The 3,116-nt window shown below is 72.8% G+C and carries 2 protein-coding genes; both read left to right on the forward strand.

What is annotated here, in order from left to right:
- Positions 1–502 precede the first annotated feature (502 nt).
- Positions 503–1,858, forward strand: coding sequence for a histidine kinase (locus VR45_RS38735; RefSeq protein ID WP_234326594.1), 1,356 nt, complete (start codon positions 503–505; stop codon positions 1,856–1,858).
- Between the two features lie 235 nt (positions 1,859–2,093).
- Positions 2,094–2,777 carry a response regulator transcription factor gene (locus tag VR45_RS38740; RefSeq protein WP_234326596.1) on the forward strand — a complete coding sequence of 228 codons (684 nt, stop codon included), beginning with the start codon at positions 2,094–2,096 and terminating at the stop codon, positions 2,775–2,777.
- Positions 2,778–3,116 lie beyond the last annotated feature (339 nt).

The following is a 3,116-nucleotide window of genomic DNA, read 5'->3' on the forward strand; positions in this document are numbered from 1 at the left end:
TCGCCGTCGCCGCCGCAGCGGCGCGGCCGGCGGCGGACGGGGCGAGGTGTGCCCGGCCGGGGTCGGAGGACGGACGGCTGCGGGTGGGCATCGGCTTGGTTCTCCGGATCCGTGCGGCGAGTTGGAGCGAGTGGTGGCGGAACCGGCGCGCGGCAGCGGATCGGTCCGGTGCGACGGCCGAGGAAGTACCGGTGTCGGTCCCGATGAACGGTACCGCGCCCCGGCGGCCCCGGACGGGCGCCCCGAAGGTCGGTAGGAGTAGGCCGGGGCGGTTGTGGTGCTGGTGCGGAAACGCATGGGAGGGCGTCCTCTCCTGAGTCCTGGTCGAGCTGGTCCGCTCTCTGTTCGGTCACGGACTAACATCCCCCCTTTCCGGAGTTAGTACCTCCCTCGGACGAGGGAGTTTGACCTTGCTTGTGGTGGATTCGGCCCTACTGGCGAGAAGTTGGCCCGGCTCGGGGGCCGACGACCGGCCGGCAGCCGCGACCTTAGGCTCGGACGTATGCCTGCCGATTCCTCGGTGGACACGGCCCACGGCCGGTCCGCTGTTCCCGCCATCGCCGTCCCTGCGCCCCGCGGCGGCGCGACTCGTCTCACGGCGCTCCGAGGGCCGGTGGGGGTGGTGGCCGCGCTGTTCGTGCTCGCCCTCGTCCTGCTGGCGCATCCAGGTCAGCGTGCGGCCGCGCTCCTGTTGGCCGTCATGGCCGCCGTGGCGGTGCTGGTGGCCGCGGTGCCGTGGCCGAGCGGGCGGGTGACACTCGCCGGTGCGGTGGGCGGGGTGGCCGTTGCCTCGTTGCTGCTCGACCTGGTCTATCCCGGTCCGTACCGGCTGCCGGCCTTCTGGCTGCCGTTCGAGTGGGCGGCCCTGCTGATGCTGGCGGGCCGGGTGGCCCGGCGGGCCAGGGGGAGGTGGGCCGGACCGGTGGGCGCCCTGGCCGTCGTAGCGGTGCTGGCTGTGCCGCTGCGTTTCACCGTCCGAACCCCGAACGGTGGTTGGACCGCCTCCGTGCTGGCCGTCCTGACCTCGGGGGTGCCGCTGGGCGTCGTGGTCGGCGCGAGCCTGTATCTGCGGGTGCTGGACGCGCGGCGCGAGCGCGCGGTGGCGAAGGCCCGGCGCGAGCAGCGCCTGGAGGTGGCGCGGGGGTTGCACGACTTCGTGGCGCACGAGATCACCGGCATCGTGCTGGAGGCACAGGCCGGTCAACTGCCGGGCGGCCAGGGACCGGAGGAGACCGCGGCGCTGCTTCGACGGCTGGAGGAGGCCGGGCTGCGCGCACTGGACTCGATGGACGCGATGGTGGGGGCGCTGCGGGAGCCGCGCGAGGACGGCGGCGAGGACGGAGGGGACGGTGGGGGCGGCTTGGTGGACCCGCGGGGCGGGATCGGAGACCCGGCGGGTGCGACCGGTGCGACCCGGGTGTACGGGCTGGCCGACCTGCCGGAGCTGGTGGGCCGTTTCGACCGGACCGGTCCCACCCGGGCCCGGCTGGAGGCGACGCCGGAGGCTGCGGGGTTGCTGTCGATGGAGGCGGAGGGCGCCGCGTACGCGGTCGTGCTGGAGGCGTTGACGAATGTGCGACGGCACGCTCCGGGTGCCGCGGAGGCGGTCGTTAGGGTGGAGGCCCGGGCGGCCGAGGGCGGGACGGCCGCGGTGGTACGGGTGTCGGTGAGCAACGACGGCAGGGCGCCGGGCGGCATCCGTGGGCTGCGTCGCCTTCGGGACGGTGGCGGGACCGGTCTGCCAGGGCTCGCCGAACGCCTCGCCGTCTACGGCGGAACGTTGGAGTCCGGACCGCTGGAGCCCGCTCCGCTGCGGCCGACGGGTTGGCGGACGAGCTGCGAACTGCCGGTTCGCTAGGCCGAACGGCAGGGGCGCGGGGAGAAATCGGCCGCAGAAGGGTGCCGATCGGCAGATGGCAGCGGCTCGGTGAGCGGCGATGCTCGTAGTCGTGATCGACCGTACCCCGCGTCAGAAGGAGGGCCTGCCATGGCCGCCGCACCCATCTCGGTCTCCACCGATCTCGCTGCTACCGACCGTCAGGACGGCAAGGGGCCCGGGCCCGACCGAGTCCGGTCGTGCGAGACTTCCGTGCGTGACGAGTCCGAAGCCGGATCCCATCCGCACCCTGATCGCGGACGACCAGGAAGCCGTCCGCCGGAGTGTGCGGCGGATCCTGGAGGCCCAGCCCGACATCACCGTGGTCGGCGAGGCGGCCGACGGGGTCGACGCGCTCGAACTCGCGGCGGAGCTGCGCCCGGACGTCGCGCTCGTGGACATCCGGATGCCCAGGATGGACGGCCTGGAGCTCACCAGGCGCCTGGCCGGTCCGGGGGCGGTCACGCCCGTGCGGGTGGTGGTGCTGACCACCTTCGACCTGGACGAGTACGTCTATCCGGCGCTGAGGCACGGGGCTTCCGGGTTCCTGCTGAAGCGGTCCGGGCCGGCCTTGCTCGCCGAGGCGGTCCGGGCGGCGGCGGGAGGGGAGAGCCTGATCAGCCCGGCGGTCACCGTGCGGTTGCTCCAGCATGTGACCGCGCCCCGGAGGGTGGACCGTCGATCCTCCCCCGCCGCGCCGTTGACCGAACGCGAGGTGGAGATCGCCGGTCATGTGGCGGGTGGTCGGACCAATGCCGACATCGCCGCCGAACTCTTCATCTCCCCCGGCACGGTGAAGACACACGTGGCAAGCATCCAGCGCAAGCTGGGCGTGCAGAACCGGGTGGGCATCGCCGTGCACGCGTGGGAGATGGGGTACGCGGTGCCGACCGCACCGTAGCGATCGAACCGGATCCGGAGCACCGCGGGGGCGACGCGGGATGTTCGGCCGGTGAGGGGTCCGGCCGAACATGCGGAACCTGCGAGGTGGGGGTGGCCTCCGGACGTCCCGTCCTCCGGCCAGTAGTTCGATCGTCGACCGAGGTACCAGCGGCAGACCCTGATCCGTCTCGATCTGTCGCCACTGCCTCCTGCGGTCGAACCTCCTCGGCTACCTCGCAGGTCCACCACCATGATGCGCCTCGGGTGGCCGCCGCACCAGGGGTATCCGGAAAAAATTCCCACAAATCGGACAATTTTCCGACTCGGGTCGGGCCGTCCCGGTCGGACGGTCAGGTAC

The sequence above is a fragment of the Streptomyces sp. NRRL S-495 genome, from assembly GCF_000966955.1.
Classification (GTDB): domain Bacteria; phylum Actinomycetota; class Actinomycetes; order Streptomycetales; family Streptomycetaceae; genus Kitasatospora; species Kitasatospora purpeofusca.